The organism is Ruegeria sp. HKCCSA071 (assembly GCF_017872555.1).
Lineage (GTDB): Bacteria > Pseudomonadota > Alphaproteobacteria > Rhodobacterales > Rhodobacteraceae > Ruegeria.
Genome location: NZ_JAEDOX010000011.1, coordinates 72,143 through 94,727 on the forward strand (window position 1 = coordinate 72,143; position 22,585 = coordinate 94,727).

Below are 22,585 nucleotides of genomic sequence, written 5' to 3' on the forward strand. Positions count from 1 at the left end.
CTGAAACCATGCCGTATCATTAATTAGAAGGTTTGATGGTTATTGAAATGAAAGACAATCGCACGGGAATCAACGACGAAGATGTGGTTCTTTCAATAATAATCGTAAATTGGAATACTGAAGAGCTTTTAAGAAATTGCCTTGCATCTGTATTCGCGGAATACGATCCTTCGTTCATGGAAGTGATTGTCGTCGATAATGGATCTGACGATAACTCATGTGATATCGTGATGAAGGACTTCCCTAATGTTATCTTGCAGCCAAACATCCAAAACGTTGGATTTGCAGCCGCAAACAACCAAGGTTTCGAGATAGCCAAGGGCCGCTTTGTTCTGCTGCTGAATTCGGACACGTTGGTACACGGGAACGTGCTAAAAAAATCTGTAGAATGGCTTGATGCACGGCCCGATGTCGCGGCGATGGGGTGTAAAGTGCTTAATGCGGATGGAACAACTCAATTGACCTGTTCGCAATATCCCTCGATATTGAACCTGATACTTCTTACCTCCGGATTGTGGAAAGCGCCTTGGCCAAGGTTTTTTGGCAAGTTTCAATTAAGGCACTGGAACAGAGACTGTGAGAAAGATGTTGAGGTCATTTCAGGTTGCTATTTACTGGTTCGGAAGGAAGTAATCGGTAGCGTCGGACCGCTGGACGAAGCTTTTTTTTTCTATGGAGAGGAAACCGACTGGTGCCGTCGTATACGAGATGCTGGTTGGCGCCTCGTGTTTGCGCCAGTTGGGAAGATCACTCATTTTGGAGGTGGTACAGTAAAGAAACTGCACTATCGTAGGGACATTATGCTGTCAGAAGCTGTAGTGCGCCTCCATAAGAAGCATGGAAACCTTCTTGGGGCCTACGCAGCATATTTGATCTTGTTGGCTTTCAACTCGTCTCGGGCGCTCTACTGGACAATCAGCTCCACCATAAAAAGCCACGAACACTCAAAAGATAGGGCCTTGCATTTTAGGAAAGTACTGCGGCACAGCAATGAAATTTGGCCTGAGACAAAACTATGAGAGTAATTTTGCTTTCATATATTTGTGACGGCACAGATGTCGGTGAATCGCTTGTTGCCTTCAAATGGGCAAAGGCACTCGCAGAACAGGTTGACCTTACAGTTCTGGCTTTTGAGCGACCTGGGCGAAAGCCATTAAGTCAACAACTTCCAGAAGCCACGGTCATCACCTGGCCAGAACCTTCAACGTTTCGTGCCGCTGAACGATTCAATGCAATGCTAAAACCCGCTTATCCCGTACTCTTTCGAAACGTGAGACGGTGGCTGCGAGAACAGCAAAACCTAGGTGTTGTGTTTGATTTAGCTCATCAAATCATGCCGCTGGCCGCTCGCTATCCTAGCCCCTTCCATGGGCAAGGCATACCATACATCATAGGGCCACTTGGAGGGACTCTCGAAACCCCCAAAGGATTCACCAAAGAGATTCAAACGTCACGTTGGTATACCCGACTTCGTTACTTGGACAAGTGGCGGTTCCGATATGATCCATGGTTGCGTAAAAGCTACTCTGACGCCGATCTAATTCTAGGTGTCGCGTCCTATATGGAAGACGCGTTAACAGGTATTCCAATCAAAAAATTTAAGACAGTGCTTGAATTAGGTGTGGATGATATTCCCAGAACCGAAACACGTAATGGAAAAAGCGAGTTTAACCTACTTCACGTTGGGAGAGGCGTAAGAACCAAAGGCCTAAGGGACGCTATAAGGGCACTTCCTCTCCTCAGCGACCTACCTAATATTGTTCTCACATCGGCAGGACGTGGCGAAGAAATAGAAATTTGCCGACAAGAAGCGGTCAGATTAGGTGTCGCAGATCGAGTTCGATTTTTAGGTCATTTACCGAAATCAGAAATCGAAAAACTATACCAGAATTCCGACATCTTTGTGTTCCCATCATTCCGAGAACCCACTGGAGGAGTAATTTACGAAGCAATGCGATGGGGCCTTCCGATCATCACTGTAGACTATGGCGGACCAGCCTCAATTGTTAAAGATAATATGGGAATTAAACTTCCTGTTACCACACCCGAAGAACTCGTCACCGGAATAGCAAACTCTATCCGTGATCTACATTCTGATTCCAACCTTCGATTATCGATGGGAAATAACGCACGAGAAAACTTACTTGCATACGGCCTATGGACTAAAAAAGCTGAGTTAATGAAGATGATATATGAAGATATATCTAGGGTCAGGATTCATAACCAGTAGATGATGGTTGCCGCGAGTGCGATGGCCGCACAGCGCCATTGGGAATAACGTTCCAGCAGCGCTCATAAAATTGCTAGACGCATCCAGACCGTCTGTGTGATCAAAGGGCGGAAAATCCAGCTCCCGGCGATCCAAGGTTGGGTAGCAGTGCACAAACCCGCAGACTCTCGTCATGAACGAGGGAGCCTCGGGGGGCACGTCAACGCACCACCTACTTTTTTGGGAAACGTGTGTATCTAATTCTGGCTCTACTACTCCGTGAGTTTATACCGCCTTTATCGTCTCCGGCTATGTCACCATCGCCCGAAACACCAACTTCACTCCAGAACCAAGCACCACTTCCAAGCAAGAATAAAAATAAACAATAAGTAGACTCCCACAAATGAACCGTAAATGCAGCCAATCCTATTCCAATAAGAGAAATCACATATCCTGTTCGTACCCCAGCACTATATCCAACCAATGGCACTCTAATTGTCTTGATTATAACCGTTAAGTACATTGAGAAAAATGTAAAAAACAAAGGCAAGCCATACCTCAAAGAAATAAGAAGCCAAAAATTATCCACGCTTCCCTTAAGCCACAATGGTCGTGTCCACCAACGAAAGCCGATCCCGAAAATTGGGCTATTGAGTATGTCGTCTTTCGCATGTGTAAAAATAAGAATTCGGTTGTATCCAGAAGACTTAGAGAACGTGAGTTCCGAAGCAATTATCTGAAATACATTTCGGTTAGACCCCAGCTCCAAGGCTGTAAGTATAAAAAACACTCCTACAGATAGTACAATCCACCTAGATTTTTTTCTTTTGAATATTTCGTCCCAGAAAATTAGAAATCCTTGAATTAAAACCCCCATAAATGCACCTGCCGAAAGAGATAAAAATACCGCTGCACCAACAATAGATCCTCGGCGCACCCTCTTAAACAGAGAATCTTTCGACCCTAAAGAATACCAAATTAGTGCAAATGCAGAAGAGCAAAAGACGCCAAATAGGATTGGGTGTGGCATCGATACTTGAGCTCGATTCAATCCCAGTCTTGGCTCTTGGTTCGCAGGTTTATAGACTTCAAACACAACATCAAATAAATCTAGAATAATCTTTCTACCCGTAAAGCTCTCTATGACAGCAAAGGGTAAAAGAACGATGATGATAATATAAGCTCCACGTACAAATGATCGAAATGAATTTATATCTCGGACCAGCACACGAGCAATAAAATATGGTGCGAGTGTCTCGATAGCAAGGATTCCGGAAAATTCCCATTGTTTAGCCACACCATGATTGACAAACAATGAGATCGGCATAAGTAGTGCCGCAAGTATTACTAAAAAGTCTACTGTGTAAACCGGACCGGCCGCACCTCGGGCCCACTGCACCAAAACAGGAACTATTGCAATTATCATATACGCCCTGTAGGGGCTTATTCTGAAATTTCCCAAGTAAAAATAGAATGGCATCACAAGAGCCAGCAGCAGCAGAAACACCAAAATCCCGCTTGATGCGCTTTTGGCCTTTTGTCGCCCGCCGCGATCGCGGCCGAGCATGGAAACATCCGTACTTGCCATAATTTAATTTACCAGTAAGCTACATTTCTTTCCAACGAAACGACTATGTCAATAGGAAGAAATTTGCTGAGCGGCGACATCTTGATCGTACATCCCCTTCAACAACTCATAGTCAGGTTTTGTTATCTTCAAAAGTTTATCAACTTGATGACTTTTCAATTCATAATCTCGCTGTTCAACTGGCGACTTATTTGCATGTTTCCCTCGGACTTGGCGACCCAACCTGTCACTTATGAAATTGTGAAGTTCATTTAGTTCCTCCAGTTTAAATACATGGTGAAAGAACTTGATATTGTCGCCTAAATGCCAAGAATATGGCGTAGTATGGATACGTGCCGGGCGACTAACTGCCCTATATTCATGGAAATTGTCAACGAACTCCCCAAAGCTCGGATTAAGTGGGAGGCCCTCATTCTTGATATCCATCTCTTCGTCACGCCAGCGAAACTGTTCGTGGTGAACTTTATCTCGCCAAGCAGATTTTATCCGAGCCAAAGGGTCTCGAACAAGCGCGAATGACACAAACCCGTCAGGCACTTGCGCTTGGGTGAACTTTTGGGTCTGGTATCCTTCTTGCTCATGAATGTTGCGTGGTTTGACCAGCTTGGCGGACGCCAATCTCCAGCGTATGTTGTTTTTGACGCGGGCGGCGCCTCGCCCCTTGAAGGGAGCACCCTTGTCAAGTTCCCAAAGAATCTCTTTTAAACTGCTGCTACCAACTTTCGTTATGTCAAAGTATACAGCTCTCAATTTCTTGGAAATAACTGCCATCACGCCTGCCCTTTCGCCTGCTAGCATCGAAGGATCATAATTGCAGATGGCTTGAATACAACATCGTCAGCTTCAAGATATGCTCAAACACATCCACAGAAAACAATGGCGCAAATTACGCCAAACTGTTGCCGTTTGATCATGAAGAGGAGCAACCGCCTTCTAGATATGGATCGTTTTCCACTGTTGGCTAGCGAATACAGGTTACAAACACTAAGACTCACGCAACTGAACAATGAGGTCCGGTGTGCGTATTCCAAGATTTTGGGTATTTGCTTTCATTCTACTTGTTTACGCGCGAGTGGTTCACTCTCTGGCGGGGCGTGCGATCAATAAAGTCGCAGGACGGCCCGAGCATTTCTCGCGATCTGCCCCCCGCAATATCCCCAAAAATATTTGGATCTACTGGGATCGCGGAGAAGAAAACGCCCCTGAAATCGTTAGGCACTGCATAGCGTCCTGGCGTGATAGAAACCCAGGCTGGGAGGTTCGCGTACTCGATAACAATACAGTGGCGGAAGTAACCGATCTTCCGCATGATCCCGAAAAATTATCCGTTCAATCCTATGCGGATTTGCTACGTCTGAGGCTCCTCAGAAAACATGGTGGCGTATGGGCCGACGCCACAACATATTGTCTATCACCACTTGACCAGTGGCTGCCGCCAGTAGCACAAAGAGGTTTTTTTGCATTCACCTGGACCAGAAACGACCGTTGGTTCATATGGCCAGGGATACGCCGATCTTTAACAAATTGGTTTCTTGCCGCTGAACCCGAAGGCGCGCTCATCTCCCATTGGGAAAAAGCAAGTTTCAAATACTGGGAAGGTCGAACGAAACCACACAATTACTATTGGCCACACATCCTTGTCGATTATCTTTATATGACAAGCTACAGTTTTCGCCAGACTTTTGATGAATTCCCTAAAATCGGCTGTTATAGTGCGCATTTGATACATGACTGCGTGGAACATACCCGGAATACGGACGAGATCATCACCTTATTAAGAACAAATTCAGCACCTGTTCAAAAGCTACGCTGGGACTGGAATGAGCAACGAGTTGCAGCTACCAAAGAGATACTTGGCATCCAAGAAGCATCACAGCGCTAGGTGCTCAGTCCCAGCATATGGTGGATCGGACTTAGGATGAATCGATCTGGTTTTGATGTCCAGATTTTGCAGATGTATTCGTAGGGCGTGAGACCAGAGAACGTCTTGAGGCGCCGAGCGAAGTTGTACGCATCAAGGAAGTCGGCGAGATGTGTGCGAAGCTGGTCGTGGCTTTCATAGTGGTATCGTTTGACAGTTGCGTCCTTGATCGTGCGGTTCATGCGCTCAACCTGGCCATTGGTCCACGGATGGTTTGGCTTGGTCAGCCGATGCTCGATGCCGTTGGCCTCACAGATCATGTCGAACCGCATGGGCCGGGAATAGATTGTGTTGCGATTGCGCGGCCGTCGGCATCCCGGCTTCCTGTTCTTTGATCATCCCGATGATCTGCACCTCGGTAAAACGGCTCTTTCGCATCCGTTTGCTCCTTCAAAAGGTTGAGCAAACTCTACATCAGAACGAGGGAAGTTTCGGGGGGCAGGTCAGCCTTCTCCACCAGTTGCGCCACCGCAAACTTGCTGGTTCGGTCAATGGCCACAAAGAGAAATAGCTTTCCTTCTTCGGTTCTGACTTCGGCGATATCGATATGAAAATTGCCAATGGGATATCGTTTGAACTTCTGCCGTTTGGGCTTGTCCCCATCCATGTCAGGAAGGCGTGAAATCCCGTGACGCTGCAAGCAACGATGCAGAGAAGATCGTGTGAGATGTGGAATTGATGGCTGCAAGGCATAGAGACGGTCGTCCAGTGGCAGTAGGGTGTGCCGCCGGAACGCAACGACCATATCTTCCTCGTCTTGGCTAAGAATGGTTGAGCGCGGCTCTCGCGACCCAGTCTTCTGGTCTTCGACAGATTGGCGTTTGCGCCACTTCGCGACCGTCTTGGGGTTGACCCCAAGCTCTCTGCTCAGTTCCGAGATCGAAGCTTGCGATCGCTGTATTGCTGCTCTGACGGAGTGCGTGGTCGTGGCGCAGCCGTGACGAATTTGTCCCATAATGCTTCCTTCCACTCCAGCGAATGGATCGCACCATCAAACCGTGGGATCAAACACCTAGCTTTCAGGATCATAGCCTAGGATTTTGAAATCATCTTTAAAGCGCCTCTTAATTGCCATTCTATTCCAGTTACTTAGCTGATTTCTGGTAAGATGTCTTTTCCCACTTGGTGATTTATTGCGTTTCGGAAGAGTCCGGGGTGATCCAAAGATTTGGCTAAAAAGTTCTGGCATTCTCGCATTCAAGTCTTCGAATTTTATGATTTCATCGACTAGACAATTCCCATTCTGATCAAACAGGTACCGCGTTTGAGGAACTACATGGCGCGCCATGTCAGAATAATCATTACGATATTGCTTTCTTAGAAACCAAAACAGCGGCCCGGTTGCCTGAACATTACGATATCTGAATTCGGACAGAATTCGATCATAAGGGTTCCTAACAATCGCAAACTTAAAATACTCGTCCCACTGATTCTGAGAAATGTGGCCAAGTTTTACATATTCATCGGCATAGAGATGGGATAGCTGCTGCGGCCCAAAGGTCGGGTCGTCATTGTATCGAAGGTTCAGGTCGTCACGGTTTTCCCATGATAAACCGAGTTCATCGACAAACACCTGCTCTATACTCTGCCCCGCAGTTTTGGGAATATGAATAAAGATGGTCTTGTGTTCATGAGAAATCATTTACTTACCCTAGTCTTCACTCTTGCAAACTGTTGGTTCTTCAACCTTAAACTTGTCCATTTCCAACTTGGAATACTTAAGTGATGACACTCGAACAACAAACCTTTTTGTCACAGAGTCACCTATAGTTGTAGTTGGTTTTGATGATGTGACCGTCCTCCTTTGTGGCAAAATACCAAGTCAAAGGAGCGGAACAATTCCGCGACAGGTCCACATCATCAAAACCCCTCTAGTTCCAAAAGTTTCTCATGCATTAGCTGCAGAGAAAACTTCCCGGTGCAAGACAATGTCATCGGCATAATAGCTTTCAACAAAGTCACGCACCCTAGGCTCGTCAATTACTGAGAAATTTGCCATCTTACTCGGATCCATAAGCGCCTCCCGTGCCGTTTTTCGCAATTTCTCATAGGTTTGGTTCGGCAGCACCCGCCGTGCTATGGCGCTTCCGCTACGCAATACATGCTTTAACCTGGGATAGCGGAATACGGTCGTTCTATTAGAATGACCAAACTCCAGATCGTCAGCACCCATATGCCGCACCAGCGCATCACGAAATAGATCAAGACGCTCAACGGGAAACAAATTTCTCACTAGAGGGCGATTGTCCAAAAAAATGAAATCTGCCTGACGTGAAAAATGGATAAACTCAGGGGCGATCACCCGTGGTTCAGATCGAAGATAAGAAATTACTCGCTCCACTTCCGCCCTTATGTCATCTGGGCTAAGTTGAGCAAATTCTCGTCCGAGATACATTTTTGCCCGTTGCGCCAGAGATGAACGAAACCTCTCAAGCGGATCTCGCAAAAGGGCAAAACTCTCGTAGCAGTGTAATTTCTCGAATGCTTCTGGGTCGACCTCCGCCAAAAGCCGCAAGGGCATGTGGCGAAAATCAATCGGTCCTAACTCCGGATGTCGTTCAACAGTTTTGTGGAACCGGCTATCGTTTTCTTGAAACGGCAGAATTGCCGTCCGCACGGTCGTGCCAGCACATTTCGGTATATGAATAAACACAAAGCGATGGGAGTTTGATAGTATCATGACGCAACCTGTAACCGATTATTCAAACAATTTTCTTCATCACTAAGTACAAGTCAGAAAGAAGGCGGGGCGTTGGATAGTCGCCCCACCTTCGTGATTTAACTTTAGCTTAGGAAATCAAGCGATGGTATCGTAATGTTCCACTGAGTATGTATCGATGAAGACGACTTCATCATCTATGGCAAAGTCGCTAATCTCACCGTCGATACTCCGATTCCACCTGAAACCCAAATCCCAACCATATTCCCGACCTCCGACAAAGTCGAAGTCGGTATTGGTCTCTTCCAGCACAAGATTGCCGTCCACCAAAACCTGAAGTTGATCAGTCTCCTGATCAACCATCACCGTAATTCGGTGTGTCTCCGTGTCGTTCAACCCAATATTGTCAACACGGAAGCCTTTTCCGAAGCTGTCATCGTTGTTAGCTACATGAACGATCAGGCCGTCTCCTGACAATGCCAGCCCAACATGACCTTTGTTCCAGACCAATCGCTGTTCGCTGCCATCTGCTTCGGCTCTGGTAAACTCAACTGTAAAGGCTAGTTGTTCAGAGTTCTCAAACTCCTCCAAACGGCCCAGCTTGACCATATCACGGTCACCATCAAAGCGAATTACCGGTCCCGATGCCGCGTTTACTACAGTTGTATCACCAATGAATTTTGCTTTCCCGTCTGCAGGTAAGGAAGCAATATCCAACACGAGATCATCAAACACCATCTGGTCCTGAGAACTCACTTCAATGGTTGAACTGTTCGAGGTGGAGTCGCTCGTTCCGGAATTTCCATCAACGTCGCTAGAGTTGTCCGGTGTTTGGCCCCCGGTATCAGGGCTGGAAGTATCAGTTCCATTGTCGTCGGTTCCTGAGATGTCATCCGGAACAGTCGGGTCAGTACCGCCAGTGGACGCGGCAGTTGTTCCGGTACTAGAACCCGATGATATCGGTGTGGTCGCCGCTCCGGCCCAAGCGTCGTAAGACATGGGATAGCTGTCAACCAAGCTGGATCCGGCGTCCAATTGGACCACAGTACTACCAACTTGAACGCCATATTGATTGTAGCCATCGTTGGCTGCAGTCGCGTAATAGATGAAGTGGTTGTCGTAGTAGTCCGGACCCGAAGGGTTCGTGTTCTGAATAAAAAAGTTATCAGAAACTGACCAGTCCGACTGTCCGCTATACCCAACGACATTCGGGGTGACGTTCTGTTCAATGGTCACATTCTTTGAGTTCCCTGAAACATTAATCTTTGGAATCGTGACCCCGCCCGTTGTAGCACGATCAACCGCAATCAGAGTATTATTCTGGATTGCCAACCCATCGGCCAGATTAATGGTAATTCCGTGACTGTGTGCATTGTAGATCACGTTGTTTTCGATCACCATATCGGTGTGCCAATGTGTCGGATCATTCGGATCAGCTCTGTCCAGCCCGGCAAAGATCGTCTGCGTAAAGGTGCCGGTTCCCATGTCAAACACATTGTCGCGGATTGTCAGGTTATCCACACCTGTGCCACTGGATCTTTGGATTTGGATCATGTCCCGGTGATCGGATAGGTTTTGCTGATCACCTTTGAAATCGTGAATGTAATTGTTCGCGACCAAGATCGTATCCGAGCTGCCTAGTTTGATCCCATCCGACCGGATGCTGTGGATATTGTTTCCGACTATTTCCACATTTGAGCTGGTATTCACCGTCAATCCGTTCCACCAAGAATGAAACTCGGTATTCACAATATCGACATTGTCCGAACCTCGAACAACAAGGCCCTTACCTGTGCCCAACCCATCGGCCGCTGTACCAGTTCCGCTTGCCACGTCCCCATCAAAGACCGATCTCGAGATGGTCACGTTACTACTATTTTCGATCACAAACGGTTTTGCAAACTCGGTTTGCCCGCTTAGATAGGTGTAATCGAATTCGATTTCTTCAAATGTGATGTTGGACGCCTGCTTCAGGTACATGCCTGAAAAGCTCGCCATTGCGCTCGGGTCGGCGGATCTGATCGTCACATTGGATGCAAATTGAGTGTCCGTGAGATTCAGGTTTCCATAATCACCTGCCGCAAGCAGTATCGTTTCCCCACCTGTCGCCTGAGACAGAGCCTGGTTCAACTCCGCCGCAGAGGTTACCGTGATTGTCGTCGACATCTTTCACCTTTTTGCATAGGCGCTGTGAGTGGCAGCGCACAAGAATCCCGCTCACCCAGGACAGAAGGAACAGCCGCACGAAGGCGACAGATGGGCCAGAATGTGGCTATGTTTGGAAATTGTTGCCTGCATCGGGACAATAATGTCCCTTCGCCTTCATTTCCGAGTGAAATTGATACTCGTTACCGGGAATTGTTCCCCTTCCCTTAGCGGTACCCAAGGGTTTTACGAATTGATTCCTCTGCCGCAACAATGAACACACAATTGCCACTATTCCGGCATGGGCCCGCGTATCCCGAACAAATATCGGCGGTGAATTGCCCGATGCCGTGACGTCACCCCGTGTGGGTGCCCCATCAAATCCATCAACGTTCTGTTCAACACAGCTTTATGGACACGACTCATCCATGCCCGTAGCCTTCCTAATTGATGAACGTGACACGGGCGGACCTGCCATGCGGGACAGACACAGTTCTTTCGGAATGCTGGTGGGTGCCTGCATTTTGCTACTCTCTTTTTCGGCCCCGTCCTATGCCGCCGGGGCGTGTACCGACACGAAAGCCACGACAAACGTGTCCGGTACAGAAAAGGGCCAGACACTCCGCAACGCTTCTGAACTCGCAGGCGCCGTAAAAAATGCGAAGGGAGGAGAGATTTTCATTCTTGAAGGCGGGAATTATGGCGCTCTGAAAATTAGCAAAGCCTTTCGCAAGCCTGTTACAATCCGGTCGACCAATCCCTCATCACCAGCCTGTTTCACCGAGTTACACCTTAAACAATCATCAAATGTTACATTTGAAAGCATTCGGTTCGATTACACTTACCAAAATGGTCAGTCTGAATTTACAAAACCATTCGTGATCGAGAACAGCAGCAACGTGACCATCTCGGGATCGGTCTTTGATGGGGATGTTGCGCGTGGAACCGGCACGGCTGCTGATGGATTGGGTACTGGCAAGGGTCTGATTGTCAGGGGGTCTGCTAATGTAATTATAGCACATACAAGGTTTTATTCTTGGTGGAACGCACTAACCGTAAACACCAGCTCAAATGTGGAAATAGTCGGGAACAATATTCACAACATTCGGTCGGATGGGATCAAACTAGGCAGCTCGGATACTGTCCTGATTGCTGATAATCACATTCATAATTTCCAGGGTGATCAGCAAAACCTATCCGATCACCGGGACATGATTCAAATCCAAAGATCCAGTAAAATTGGCGTAAAGAACCTCACAATCCGAGACAATGTGTTTGACATGGGTTCAGGCATCTTTACCCAGACGATCTGGGCAGGGCGCGACAAAGCCAACCCCAAAGACCCCACCAATTGGCACACCAATCTGCTGATTGAAAACAACGTGATCTACAACGCACACAGTCATGGGATTTCTATTCACTTGGCTAACGGCTTATCAATTCGCCGAAATTCGGTCATTCGCGTTCGGCGCAGAAACTCAGAAAATATCTCAATTCCCAAGATTAGGGTTTCGAAAAACTCGCAAAATGTCGTTATCGAGCAGAATGCAGTTGCCGCAATCAATGGTTTTCATGGCCAACGTAATTGGTTTGTTCAGAACAACGCGATCATTCAAGATACATCGAGCACCTCTCAAGGTTTTTATGATCGTGAATTCATCTACTACGCAACCGGACCGGCAAACGGACATAACGAATATGGCGTGCGGCCGGGCAGCCAAATCGATCGGCTTAATGCCGGCTCCACGCTTGTTAAGAATTACCCAACCCGCAAATAGCCCCAATAAGACGGCGCCCGCACCGGGCACATCAGGTCAAATCTTCAGAATACTCCCGGTATTCCCAACGAAAAAAGCAGACATGTAGTGGTTACAAACAGACACGGATGCTCAAAAAAGCTGTGCGCAGGCGCGGAACTCTTTGAGGCCCGCATCAAACCATGATCACATACAGCCAGCTACACAATAAACGACATTCACACGGTGCCGCCAAATATGAACACACCCATGTCGCAGTCTCGGGCCGGTCATGCAGGTCAAGATACCCCGACACTCAGCATTATTGTGCCAATGTTCAATGAAGAGGACGTTCTGCCAATCCTGTTTGATCGGCTGGGCCAGTTTCTGGGAAACCTTGGCGAAAGCTATGAGATCATATGTGTGAATGATGGCAGCACAGACGGCACAGCTAGATTTTTAGCCGGCGCGCACGCACATGACGGGCGCATCAAAGTGGTAAACTTTTCCCGCAATTTCGGCAAAGAGATCGCCCTGACCGCCGGACTTGACGTTGCCTCGGGCAGAGCAGTCGTTCCTATCGATGCGGATTTGCAGGACCCCCCCGAACTGATTGAAAGCTTTCTCGAGAAATGGCGCGAAGGGTTCGATGTCGTCTATGCCGTCCGGCACCGCCGCAATACGGACACCGCGATGAAACGCTGGTCGGCGATAAAGTTCTACAAGATCATCAACAGGCTCTCAGGGGTTCCGATTCCGGCCAATACGGGTGATTTTCGGCTCATGGACCAAAGGGTGGTTCGCTCAATAACCCAATTGCGAGAACATAATCGTTTTATGAAGGGGCTTTTCGCCTGGGTCGGATTTCGACATGCCGAGGTACTTTATGATCGGCCTGAGCGCGCAGCGGGACAAAGCAAGTTCAACTACTGGCGTCTTTGGAATTTCGCACTGGACGGCATTACCGGGTTCAGCACCGTCCCGCTGAGAATTGCTGGCTATATCGGTATGCTGACCGCCCTGGCGGCGATTATCTACGGTATCTTCCTGACCATACGTACCCTGATCTACGGGGTGGACGTACCTGGTTATGCCTCGCTGATGGTTGCCGTGCTGTTGATCGGTGGTTTGCAACTCGTGGTGCTTGGTGTGATCGGCGAGTATCTGGGGCGTCTCTTTGACGAGGCCCGCAAACGCCCACTTTACATTGTCGAAAGCAGCCTTGGCCTAACCGCCGAGGCCCTTGCGGAGCCGCCCGACGGAAAACCATTGACTTGAGCTTTCGTCAATTGAACCATCAGGACGTTCAATCCGTTTATTCAGTACAGGCGGTGTTTTGTTGGTCGGCGATCATTTCGAATGTCATGGGAAATGCGAGATAATGTTGCGCCAACAGTTGCCTGCAAGCCATCTGACGCAACCAAAGGGTGCGGGGCAGAGCTGGCCAGCATATAGAAAGGTCACAGGCCCAGAAATAGCGCCAATAAGGTCAATCAGGTCGCATTATCCCGAAAAAGGCGACTATCTTTGCGCAGAATTTCCAATGTTTGCGCATTCGTATGCACATACACCACTGGAGCAAAAATACCGACAGACAGCTGCGCGCGCCTCACGCAAGGTCGACTTACCAAATGCCACCCAGAACCGAGGCACATGTGACCGGTAAAACCCCATGATACAACAATCCCCCGCAGTTGGGCGTAATGATCTGGCTGTGCTCCTGCTCATACTGCTTCTCGCCTCCGTGCTGCGAACCGCAGGGCTGAATGCGCCGCTATGGTATGATGAAATTTGGACCGTCGATACGCATGTCCGCCTGCCTTGGGGCGAAATGATGCGCGAATACTCGATGAACCATCACTATTTCTTCAGCATGAAGGCTAAGCTGGTCTCGCAGATTTTCGGAGATCAGCCTTGGGCCTATCGTTTTCCAGCGGTGCTGTTCGGCGTTGGCATCGTTGCTGCAATCTGGTGGCTGGCGCGGGATGTTGCAGGCACGAAGGTCGCTCATATTTCGGCCCTGCTTGTCGCACTTTCCTATCATCAGGTTTGGTTTTCGCAGAACGCCCGCGGATATACCGAGCTCGCATTCTGGAGCACGTTGGGCCTTATTTTCTTTTTGCGGGGAACGCACCGTCCGACCGTCGGCACGTGGGTTGCGTTTGGCCTGACTGCCGCAGCTGCGGTTTTCACACACCTGACCGGGGTATTCTTCTTTGTCGCTTTGGGTTTCATCTGGCTGGTGTCACTGGTAACCGGGTTTGGGCGCCCCGCCCTGACCCGTGACTGGGTGCTGCGGCCTCTTATTGGTGTAGCAATGGCGCTGGTCTTAATTGTGTTGTTGTATCTGCCGATCTTTCCAAGCCTCGTGGAAGCCATGGGCGAGGTAGCGGCAACATCCGCTGTCGATCCGATGCAGGAGTATCAGAGCCCGGTCTGGACAGTGCTGGAAGGGCTACGGACGGCAATCGGAGATACTGGCCCGCTGACCATGATTGTTGCATTCGGCGGATTGATCGCCCTGGCGTTTGGTGCCGCAGGAGCACATTCAGCACAACCACTGTTTTTCCCGTCCATCGTTATGCATATCGTGGTGACGCTGGCTATTCTCCTGTCGCTCGACATGCGGATATGGCCACGTTTCTTTTTTGTTGATATCGGCCCGGTCATCATTTTTGTGGTCATCGGCTGCTGGCACGGTGCGGGCATTGCGGCACGAGCGATAAGCCAGCCTCGGATCGGAATGCCACTGTTCGCCATCGGTGTTACGGCGATGATCGCTTTATCCGTGCTTCTTGTGCCGCGGAACTATGCCGCGCCAAAACAGAATTTGGCCGGAGCTTTTGCCTTTGTGGAACAGACCCGCACCCCTTCCGAGCGGGTTTACGCCATCAATCCGGGCGGGCCTGTCTTTGAGAACCATTTCAATGCTAACTGGACAACCATTGGCGACCCCGAAGAATATGCAAAAGCGATAGCTCAGCCTGGTCCTGTGACATTGGTCGTCCTGTTTCCGAACCGAATGTTCAGCGCCATCCCACAACTGAGGCAGGATGCCAAAGGGCAACTGGACCTTGTCCATGACTTCCCCGGAACACTGGGCGATGGTAACGTTCATATATATCGACGTGACTGAATAGCGCACTGCTTATGACAAAACACTCCTTGTATTGCCCTTGGACGTTTAAAATCATGAGGCAAGGAAGCAACCTTTTACATCGACACCCAAATGTCCTCAATCCAACATGGGTGCCTCAAAAACCGACATAGAAAGACCTTTTATGTTTTCAGCGCCGGGACTCCTGCGTTGACTTGGCTCGGACTGCGGAGGACAAATACACAGTAACGATTGTAATCCAGGTTTCGCCAATGCGTATTGTTTCATACATCTCCGCAATCTTGCTCGTTGCTATCTTTTCGTTCGTTATAGGTATGTGGACGACCCACAAAAACTGGGGGCCCTGGAAGACATTCTCAGAGACCAAAGAGGCCATCAGGTCGTGGAGAGCCACCGGGTATGTCGTCCCAGATGGAACCTACCTCCAGCGCCCGGCGCGCATGCCATCGGATTCATACGTCGTGCACCAGGCTGATAAAGTCGCGCCCGGCTATGTGCTGATCAACCGGATCGCCAATCCCGCGCCCGGCTATCTCACGGACCTCATCGATACCGAAGGCAACGTGCTGCACACGTGGAAGATTGATCATTCAAAAGTTATCGAAGGTGGGAACGAAGCCGAATTCGTGCACGCCATTCGCCCTCTGCCCGATGGGTCGATCCTTGCCAATTTCGACGACAGCATGGGCATGGCGAGGTTTGATACATGCGGCGACATCATATGGCGGCGCACAGATATGGTCTTTCACCATTCGCTGACCGAAGATCCCGACCTTGGCGGCTTCTGGACCTGGACCTCCAAAATCTGGGATGGCGGGCACGATCAGCAAATGGCCCGGATTGATGCGGAAACCGGAGAAACGCTTGAGAGCATTGACCTGGCGAAAGACGTCATCCTTCCTGACCCTAAGGCGCAACTGGCATTCCGTATTCCCAACGGTTTCAAGTGGCGCTGGGATGCAGAGGCCGATGAAATCCCGGACATCATTCACCCAAATGATGTCGAAGTCCTGCCATCGGAATGGGCCGGGGCATTCCCTCAATTCTCTGCAGGTGACCTTATCATGTCACACCGAGCAATCGATCTGGTTGGTGTTGTCGATCGGAAGACGAAGCGTCTGAAATGGCACAAAGCGGGGCCGTGGGAGCACCAGCACGATGCGGATTTTCATCCCGATGGCACAATTACGGTATACTCGAACAATACCGATCGCCGCCGATCCTCCATTATTGAAATGGATATGAAAACCGGTGAGGTGCGCGATAAATTCGCGGGATCCGAATTGGTCTTCGACAGTTTCATCATGGGGCAGCAGGAACGGCTGCCCAATGGCAATTGGCTGATCTCCTCACCAATGGAGGGCCGGGTGATCGAGGTGACGGCAGACGGGGATTTGGTGCGCGAATTGTCGAACATACTGACTGACGACTACAATTCGATCATCACAACGGCCGTTCATGTTTCACCCGATTACTTTGACACGCTGCCGTCCTGTGACAATTGAAATCGCAAAAAAAGGCCATCGACCGCGTTTGATAAAGGCGTGTTGGACCCGAAATTACTCAGGAGCAAATCATGAACAGACGATTTTCAGTTACAGCGAGCGCTGCATTTGCTTTGGTCAGCCTTGCATGTGCCACGCCAGCTCATGCGTATATAGGGCCGGGGGCCGGTCTCGGCGCGATTGGCCTGGCCCTGGCCTTGCTGGTTGTCGTGGTTTTGCTGATTGCCGGCTTTCTTTGGTTCCCGATCAAGCGGGCACTGAATGCCCGTCGCAACGCCAGGACCGCTGAGACCCCTTCTGACGAGCGTCATTGATGATCGCTTTCTGCGTCTCGCTGCTGGCGGTTCTTGGATTTGCAATAGGCTTATTGAAGACCGGAGTTGTTGCGGCGGCCCGGTCTTTGGTTGCATCCTCGGTTCGCGGGGTTTCTGCGATGTTTGATGCGGAAACCACAGATGAAGAGAAAGAGGTCGCCGTCCGCCGCGCCGCGTTCGAGCTCTTGAAAGGTGTCTGGCAACTCGCCTGGCGTTTCAGCCTGTCGCTTGTCGCTGCCGGAGCACCAATACTTCTGGCTGATATCGCTGGCCTTGCAACCACCGATGAGGTGATGGGGCTGATGCTCCGCCTTGATTATATCGTCGCCGTCACTGTGGCAGCGATCCTTATCGCCCGGTTCGTCTCGAAGCGTTTGCCCGGAAACGAGCCCTCCGAAACCGAAGCCTATTCGGAAGGTGACCGCTTGGTTCACGCTTTGGCTTTTTCAACGCCATTATTAATGAAATCCTTGGCGGCCGCAGATGACAGGGTCTTTAGGTTCACCAATAAGACAAGGGGATCACGACCTCCGATCTTCATCACTTCCCTGGCCCGAGGTGGCACAACCGCGCTCTTGAACGCATTTTTTGATATGCCCGTGATCGCAACGCACCAATACCGGGACATGCCATTTATCACCGCCCCCTATCTCTGGTCAGTCCTCGGCGGAAAACGATCAGATCGGGTGACACGCCGCGAACGGGCCCATGGTGACGGGCTTGAGATTGACCTCGACAGCCCCGAGGCATTTGACGAAGTGCTATGGCGCCTCTACTGGCCGGACAAATATCACCAGAAAGCCATCGATCTTTGGCAAGAGGGTGACAAAAACGAACCAGCCTGTGATCGGCTGCGTAGACATTTTGACAAGATCGTTGCGCTACGGCGCCCCGGGCAGGTGCAGGCGCGATATCTGTCGAAGAATAACGCAAACATCGCGCGATTAAATGTGTTGCCGTCTTATTTCCCCGGCTGCGACATCATTGTCCCGCTGCGCCGGCCGGCCGCACATGCGGCCTCACTGCTGCGCCAGCACAAAAACTTTCTTAACCTTCAGGCCGAAGATGATTTCGTTCGCCGCTATATGCTGGACATCGGGCATCTCGAATTTGGCCTGCTGCACCGGCCCATCGCGTTCGACACGTTCGATCCCGGCCAGATCGATCCAAAGCAACCGGATTACTGGCTGCACTACTGGATTGCTGCTTTCCACAACGTCGAAAAGCAAAGCGACAGATGCTTGATCGTCACGCAGGATGATCTCAGAGCCCGTCCTGATCAGACAATGCACGCTTTGTGCGAGACGTTGGAGCTTCCCCGAAAAGGCCAGTGCTTCGACGGCTATTTTCGCAACACACCAGACCAAACCCCTGACCACTTGTTTGACGCCGAATTGCTGCATACGGCGAACGCGCTCTACACTAACCTTGATAAGCTGGCCGTGAGATAGCGGAACTCGAGACAACTAGAAAATCCAGCCCATGACAATCGCTCCGAACGCTTGGCTTGGAGCCCTCACCTTGATCATATCTTCGTACAGAAAAAGTAAGTCCAAAGACATCTAACTACCTGACTGAAAAGTGATTTATTTCCTTATGGCGGTTACCTGCACTCTGATGGATGGCTGTGTTTTTTTGAAAAGCGACCTGTTTTGGTGTAAGGTCACCCAGAATTCATAAGTTTTTTTTTCGAGCTGATCATCTCAAGGTCAAAACCGGTGATGGAAAAGCTTCTTTTTAAGAAAGTCGAGCTTTGGGTCTTGGGGCTGGTTCTGGTCACAGGGCTGTTATGCATGGTCCTGTTTGGTGCGGTCGTTCTCGATGAATACCGGGGAAATGAAGATCGGGGTGGCGATCACTTCGGAGCGATAGGTGAAGTGGCACTGGCACTGGCCGAAATCCCCGAGAACGCGCGGCAAGCAATTAAGCAGATTGGGCGACCGGACACCAAAATGATGCCCTTTCTTCGTCTTTCAGCGGATGCAGATTTGCCCGCCGGATGGTCATGGAAGCAACCGCCTGGCTCTGGTGGACTGACCGGGTACTTGTTAATAAGCCGCTATAACGGCGATCAGGCGCGACACGTGATCGAGTTGATGTCTCTGGAGACCGGAGAGATTCTCAGGACTTGGTCACCAGAGCCCGAAACGTTGCTGGCCACTGTTAACCGACTTCCGGAATTTGATGGGTTCGCACGCTACGAAAACTGGAATAACGCCTATTTTCGCTATATCCACCCGTACCTGACCGAAGAAGGGGATCTTCTGGTCAAAAACCACATTGCGCCGCTGTTCATGTTAACACCTTGCGGTGACGTCCGATGGTCACGAAGCGAATATTTGTTTCACCATTCAACCAGCCCTGACGGACAGGGTGGTTTCTGGATCCCAAGCTACAAGCTGAATGACTGGCCTGAAAACCTGTCACCTAAATTTGCCCGCGAATCTCTGGTGCGAGTAAATGCCAAAGGTGAAGTGGTTTTCGAAGAGGCGCTGGATGAAATTTTAGATAGCAACGGTTTGCGCCACCTGCTGTTCCCCGCCGCCAATTTTTATCACGACCCAATGCACCTGAACGACATCGAGCCGGTTCTTACCAATGGGCCTCATTGGAAAAGTGGGGACCTGTTTCTGAGTTTGCGCACACCGTCTCTTGTTATGCTCTACCGGCCGTCGACCCACGAAATCATCTGGTCCCAGGCAGGCCCCTGGTTGTCGCAGCATGACGTGGACATCCTTGATGATCACCGGATCGCGGTGTTCAACAATAACGCCTATGATCGCGGGCTTGGCGCACGTGTGGAAGGCATAAGCGAAACTTTGATCTATGATTTTGAGGATGGTTCAGTGGAAAGCCCCTTTCGTGCGGCATTGGAAGATTTGGGGGCCGCGACAGTATCGGAAGGTTTGCAGGATTTCACACCGTCCGGGCACTTGATTTTCGAAGAAGCAAACCGTGGCCGCGTATTCGCACTCAATAGCGCTGGTCAGATTGTCGCTACATTCGTCAACAGGGCACAAAACGGAGAGACTTATTCCCTGGGATGGTCACGTTACATATCTCAACCTCACGGCGAGAAAGCCCTGAAAGCCATCTCTGACAGCGGCTGTTAGGGTCACGAACCTATGCATCCCCATCGCAAATATTTTCTAATTCAGGGCACTTATTGTAATGTTGCCCAAGAATACTTGGCCCTGTCACCACCGGGCACACTTTGTTTTTGTTAAATAGAAGTCATGAGCATACTCGAAAAAGATAGCGTGTTCTTAATTAGGCGTGAGCGCCGAAACGTGGCCGTCTTCATTGCGCTGGCAATCACAATTGTACTGACGATTATCTTGCGGTTATGGGGAATTGAAGCCCGTAGTCTTTCTCATCCGGAAATCTACGTTCCCGGTATCTCTCTTGTTCCCGGCATCTCCGAGCCCCCCCCACGGCTTGGGCTTACGGAAACGATCTGGTGGCACTTTCATGACGAGCCGCACCCCATGGGGTGGTATGTGGCCATGTTGGGCTGGACCAAAACGTTCGGAACCTCTCATCTCGCGCTACGGTTTCCGGGTGTCCTGTTTGCCTTGGGCTCCATCCCGCTGATTTTCCTGATCGCGCGAAGCGTATTCGGATCGACCGTGGCATGCCTGGCCGCGCTATTGCTGGCGCTCCATGGCTTTCACATCGCATGGAGCCAGATGGCCCGCATGTATGTTGCCGGGGCTTTCCTGTCACTCTTAGCAACCTGGCTTTTGATTACCCTTGTAAGGACACGCAGACCGAGACCTGGAATCGAGATTGCTTATGTTGCTGCGGTCATGGCCGGAATTCTGACGGTCGAGTTCTTCTGGCCATTGATCCTGCTTCACCTGTTCTGGACAATATTGGTTCTGCCCCGGCCCAATGTAGAGGTTGAATATCTTGCGCATCGGTGGCGGACCCCCAGGCTGTTCCAAATACAAGCCCTAGCCTTTATCCTGTCCGCGCCAGCACTGACGCATGCAGTTTACCGCGCGCGAAAAGCTGCGGTACGCGATCCAAATCCCGAATTTCTGGTAGAATACTTCTCCTTCGGGTTTCTATATGCGAAGGATCACCGCATCATTCCGATGCTACAGATCGGACCAGCCTGGACCTGGATTATTCTTATCTTTGCCCTCGTGTTGCTGGCAGCTAGTCTGAGAGCGCCAAAGCGCGAAGCGCCGGTTGTAAGCTTGGAGCGAAACATTCCTTTTTGGATTTTGGGTTTTGCAGCTATCTGTTCAGCCTGTTTCATGCTGTGGCTTGCCTCGATCGCTCACCGCCGGACCGAATTGCTGACGGCAATGTCCGTTTTACCCTTTCTTGCGCTCCTTATTCCGACCATGGGCACGGCATGGCGCGCGCTAATCCCGAGACTGCCATCGAAAACCCTGCACTACCCTCAGGAACGAACCTTGCTCCTATGGCTTCTTGCAGTGGCTTCTCCGCAGATCATTTTTGTGGCGTCCTACAAGGTATATGTTCTGGCCGACCGGGCCTTTTTACTCTTCATACCCTACTATCTAATCCTCTGTGCAGCGGGAGCCGTCTGGATGTTCCGACGCCCGCCCCTCAGGCTGGTGTCGATAGGGATATGCGTCATCGTGTTTGTGTTCAGTATACCTTATGCCGCCCAAAAGCCCGGTGCCCCAAACGATTACCAGGGAATTGCACAAGCGATGCTGCCTGAAATGCGCCCTGATGACCTTGTCTTTATGCGGCAGGCACGCGACTGGACGGATACACCTCTGTTCTATTACATCAACGACGCTAATTTTATTGTATCGGAGCATGAGGCCGCCTTGCGTGCTCATCCAAGTGCCCGTGTCTGGTTGGTCACTTGGCCGGACGAAGGAACCCCAACAGTATCCGATGCGCGGCGCGCAGCACTTCGAGGCTATAGGCAAACATTAATAATCGAAAAACGACGGGCCAACGCAGAACTCTTTGAACCCAGAACAAAGACCCATTGATCTCAGCGATTACCAGTCGAAACCCAAGCCATGACCTGAGTGACATTCTATATCTTGGAACGTCCAATGACCAAAAGTCCGCAACAGATACATAGCTTCACGGAAGAGCGGCTGTTTTAGAATTTGAGAAGTTTTTTAACTTTGAATCAATCTATTACCGACATAATAGACAAAATATAACCAAATTGTTTAGCGCTTTGCTTTTTTGAAATTCTGCCTATTATACTCGATAAGTATCCCTTATCATGACTGATTGATTTCGCCGGAAAATGCGCGCAGAATGTGCCTCATGAAGCCTCTTGCGCCTTACCTCCCCAGCCCCTCCCCTGCCCTCTCCGCAGAAGATCAGGAGGCGCTCACCGATCTTTATGTGCGCGGCACGCCAGCCAATACGCTGCGCGCTTA

General features: G+C 50.1%; 17 protein-coding genes and 2 pseudogenes. 11 read left to right on the plus strand and 8 right to left on the minus strand.

What is annotated here, in order from left to right:
* The first annotated feature begins 35 nt into the window (after nt 1-35).
* Both I9188_RS16865 and I9188_RS16870 read left to right on the plus strand, forming a co-directional pair.
* On the plus strand, nt 36-1,019 hold the full coding sequence (locus I9188_RS16865) for a glycosyltransferase family 2 protein (RefSeq protein ID WP_245220677.1): 984 nt from the start codon (nt 36-38) through the stop codon (nt 1,017-1,019).
* Nucleotides 1,016-2,230 (plus strand): glycosyltransferase family 4 protein, encoded by a 1,215-nt coding sequence (locus I9188_RS16870; RefSeq protein ID WP_209507431.1) that lies wholly within the window; start codon nt 1,016-1,018, stop codon nt 2,228-2,230. The genes I9188_RS16865 and I9188_RS16870 overlap by 4 nt, the downstream gene beginning before the upstream one ends.
* Nucleotides 2,231-2,441: 211 nt before the next feature.
* On the opposite strand, the gene I9188_RS16875 is transcribed toward I9188_RS16870, so the two are convergent.
* Nucleotides 2,442-3,797: an O-antigen ligase family protein gene (locus I9188_RS16875; protein WP_209599688.1), complete on the minus strand. Its 1,356-nt coding sequence runs from the start codon at nt 3,795-3,797 to the stop codon at nt 2,442-2,444.
* A gap of 48 nt (nt 3,798-3,845) precedes the next feature.
* A complete protein-coding gene (locus I9188_RS16880; protein WP_209599689.1) occupies nt 3,846-4,568 on the minus strand; it encodes a sulfotransferase family 2 domain-containing protein in 723 nt (240 codons plus the stop codon).
* A 247-nt stretch (nt 4,569-4,815) separates the two neighbouring features.
* On the opposite strand from I9188_RS16880, the gene I9188_RS16885 reads away from it, so the two are divergent.
* Entirely contained in the window at nt 4,816-5,679 is an 864-nt protein-coding gene (locus I9188_RS16885; protein ID WP_209507428.1) for a capsular polysaccharide synthesis protein, read from the plus strand.
* Here the strand turns inward: I9188_RS16885 and I9188_RS16890 are convergent.
* The 6 genes and pseudogenes from I9188_RS16890 to I9188_RS16910 all read right to left on the minus strand — a co-directional run.
* Nucleotides 5,676-5,984 (minus strand): annotated as a pseudogene (locus I9188_RS16890) (integrase core domain-containing protein); the annotation flags it as partial. The gene I9188_RS16885 and the pseudogene I9188_RS16890 overlap by 4 nt on opposite strands.
* Nucleotides 5,968-6,096, minus strand: coding sequence for a hypothetical protein (locus I9188_RS20420; protein ID WP_280922440.1), 129 nt, complete (start codon nt 6,094-6,096; stop codon nt 5,968-5,970). The pseudogene I9188_RS16890 and the gene I9188_RS20420, both read right to left, overlap by 17 nt.
* A 67-nt stretch (nt 6,097-6,163) precedes the next feature.
* A pseudogene (locus tag I9188_RS16895) lies at nt 6,164-6,673 on the minus strand (IS481 family transposase); the annotation flags it as partial.
* Nucleotides 6,674-6,730: 57 nt separating this feature from the next.
* On the minus strand, nt 6,731-7,360 hold the full coding sequence (locus I9188_RS16900; protein WP_209507427.1) for a sulfotransferase family 2 domain-containing protein: 630 nt from the start codon (nt 7,358-7,360) through the stop codon (nt 6,731-6,733).
* A 246-nt stretch (nt 7,361-7,606) separates the two neighbouring features.
* A complete protein-coding gene (locus I9188_RS16905; protein WP_209507426.1) occupies nt 7,607-8,398 on the minus strand; it encodes a sulfotransferase family 2 domain-containing protein in 792 nt (263 codons plus the stop codon).
* Nucleotides 8,399-8,515: 117 nt separating this feature from the next.
* Complete coding sequence (locus I9188_RS16910; RefSeq protein ID WP_209507425.1) at nt 8,516-10,543, minus strand: right-handed parallel beta-helix repeat-containing protein; 2,028 nt, start codon at nt 10,541-10,543, stop codon at nt 8,516-8,518.
* 407 nt (nt 10,544-10,950) lie between these two features.
* Here I9188_RS16910 and I9188_RS16915 point away from each other — a divergent pair, with 407 nt between their 5' ends.
* From I9188_RS16915 to I9188_RS16950, 8 genes are all read left to right on the plus strand, one after another.
* The gene (locus tag I9188_RS16915; protein ID WP_209507424.1) at nt 10,951-12,300 is read left to right on the plus strand and encodes a right-handed parallel beta-helix repeat-containing protein; all 1,350 of its coding nucleotides are present in this window, start codon (nt 10,951-10,953) and stop codon (nt 12,298-12,300) included.
* 228 nt (nt 12,301-12,528) lie between these two features.
* Nucleotides 12,529-13,536: a glycosyltransferase family 2 protein gene (locus I9188_RS16920; RefSeq protein WP_209507423.1), complete on the plus strand. Its 1,008-nt coding sequence runs from the start codon at nt 12,529-12,531 to the stop codon at nt 13,534-13,536.
* 466 nt (nt 13,537-14,002) lie between these two features.
* On the plus strand, nt 14,003-15,394 hold the full coding sequence (locus I9188_RS16925) for a glycosyltransferase family 39 protein (protein ID WP_209599690.1): 1,392 nt from the start codon (nt 14,003-14,005) through the stop codon (nt 15,392-15,394).
* Between the two features lie 422 nt (nt 15,395-15,816).
* On the plus strand, nt 15,817-16,881 hold the full coding sequence (locus I9188_RS16930; RefSeq protein ID WP_209599691.1) for an arylsulfotransferase family protein: 1,065 nt from the start codon (nt 15,817-15,819) through the stop codon (nt 16,879-16,881).
* A gap of 71 nt (nt 16,882-16,952) precedes the next feature.
* Nucleotides 16,953-17,195 carry a hypothetical protein gene (locus tag I9188_RS16935; protein ID WP_245220675.1) on the plus strand — a complete coding sequence of 81 codons (243 nt, stop codon included), beginning with the start codon at nt 16,953-16,955 and terminating at the stop codon, nt 17,193-17,195.
* Nucleotides 17,195-18,646, plus strand: coding sequence for a sulfotransferase (locus I9188_RS16940; RefSeq protein ID WP_209507420.1), 1,452 nt, complete (start codon nt 17,195-17,197; stop codon nt 18,644-18,646). Before I9188_RS16935 ends, I9188_RS16940 begins: the two co-directional genes overlap by 1 nt.
* Before the next feature lie 270 nt (nt 18,647-18,916).
* Nucleotides 18,917-20,308, plus strand: a complete 1,392-nt coding sequence (locus I9188_RS16945) for an arylsulfotransferase family protein (protein ID WP_209507419.1) — start codon at nt 18,917-18,919, stop codon at nt 20,306-20,308.
* 375 nt (nt 20,309-20,683) lie between these two features.
* Entirely contained in the window at nt 20,684-22,180 is a 1,497-nt protein-coding gene (locus I9188_RS16950) for a glycosyltransferase family 39 protein (protein WP_280922439.1), read from the plus strand.
* The last annotated feature ends 405 nt before the right edge of the window (nt 22,181-22,585 follow it).